Genomic DNA, 246 nt, shown 5'->3' on the forward strand with positions numbered 1-246 from the left:
ACGGGCAACGGCAGCGGCGACAGCGGCTTTTTTATCGCTGGCCTCGCCAGTGTCTGACGTTTTGTTGGCTGTTGCGGTTTGGCTTTCAGCCGAAGCCGATGAATCAGCGCTTGATTCGCCTTGTTGCGCCGCTTTACGTGCTTTGGCACGGGCAACGGCAGCGGCGACAGCGGCTTTTTTATCGCTGGCCTCGCCAGTGTCTGACGTTTTGTTGGCTGTTGCGGTTTGGCTTTCAGCCGAAGCCGA

1 pseudogene is annotated in these 246 nt (G+C 58.5%); it reads right to left on the reverse strand.

The features are described 5' to 3' along the window. A pseudogene (locus BZJ21_RS15925) lies at positions 1-246 on the reverse strand (electron transport complex subunit RsxC); the annotation flags it as partial.

The sequence above is a fragment of the Salinivibrio costicola subsp. alcaliphilus genome, from assembly GCF_001996185.1.
GTDB lineage: Bacteria > Pseudomonadota > Gammaproteobacteria > Enterobacterales > Vibrionaceae > Salinivibrio > Salinivibrio costicola.